The 1,117-nt window shown below is 78.1% G+C and carries 1 protein-coding gene; it reads left to right on the top strand.

Going from position 1 to position 1,117, the window contains the following annotated elements:
* A partial coding sequence (locus E2E34_RS34505; protein WP_138905741.1) for an IclR family transcriptional regulator domain-containing protein occupies positions 1–1,112 on the top strand: 1,112 nt, incomplete at its 5' end.
* Positions 1,113–1,117 lie beyond the last annotated feature (5 nt).

The following is a 1,117-nucleotide window of genomic DNA, read 5'->3' as shown; positions in this document are numbered from 1 at the left end:
GGTTCGCGGTGGCGCCGCCGGCCGCCGGGGCGCCCGGCGGGGACGGCTTCGAGGAGCGGGCGGCGCGGGCGGGCGCGGACGGCTGGGCCGGTGACGACCAGCTGATCGAACCGGGCCTCGTGGCCGTCGCCGTGCCCGTGCGCGACGTGGCGGGCCGGACGGTGTGCGCGGTGAGCGTGGTCAGCCACACCAGCCGGCACACCCTGGAGTCGCTGCGGGAGAGGGTGCTGCCCCGACTGCGCTCGGTGCGCGGCGAGTTGGAGGCGGCGCTGGCGGTGCCACGCCCCGCTCCCGAGGCCGCTCCCGTACGGGACACGTCGCTGGAGGCCAAGCGTGAGCTGGGGCCGGGCTTCCTCCAGTCGCTGGCACGCGGACTCGCCGTCCTGGGCTCCCTCGGCGCCGACCGGGGCGACGGGATGGCGCTGACGGCGGTGGCCGAGGCCACCGGCCTGGCCCGGGCGACGGCGCGGCGTTCGCTGCTCACGCTGGAGCGGCTCGGGTACGTCGCCCCGCACGGGCGCCGGTGGCGGCTGCTGCCGCGGGTGCTCGAACTGGGCTGCGCGCGGCTCTCCGGGCTCGGGCTCGCGGAGATCGCGCGGCCCCACCTGGTGGCGCTGGTGCGGCGGGTGCGCGAGTCGGCGTCGCTGGCGGTGCTGGACGGCTCGGACATCCGGTACGTGGCGCGCGTGCCCACCGTACGGATCATGAGCGTCGACATCACCGTGGGCACCCGGTTCCCGGCGTACGCGACGTCGATGGGACGGGTGCTCCTGGCGGGCCTCGCGCCGGGCGAGCGACCCGCGCTGCCGGAGGTCCTGCCGGCCCTGACGCGGCGCACCGTGACCTCGCCGTTCGCACTGGACCGGATCGTGGAGCGGGCCGCCGCCGACGGGTTCGCCCTGGTCGACGAGGAGTTGGAGGAGGGCCTGCGCTCCCTGGCGGTGCCGGTGCGCGGCGCGGACGGCCGGGTGGTGGCCGCGGTGAACGTGGCCCGGCACGCGGGGGACGGTACGCCGGACGAGACGCGGCAAGCGTTGCTCCCGGCCCTGCGGGAGGCGGCGGAAGGGATCGGGGCGGACCTGCGGGCGCTGGGCGTGACGCGGTCGCGGTGACGGGG

It is taken from the genome of Streptomyces albidochromogenes (assembly GCF_005981925.1).
Taxonomy (GTDB): domain Bacteria; phylum Actinomycetota; class Actinomycetes; order Streptomycetales; family Streptomycetaceae; genus Streptomyces; species Streptomyces albidochromogenes.
The sequence above is the reverse complement of the archived record's forward strand: the minus strand, read 5'-3'. Positions and strand labels throughout refer to the sequence as shown.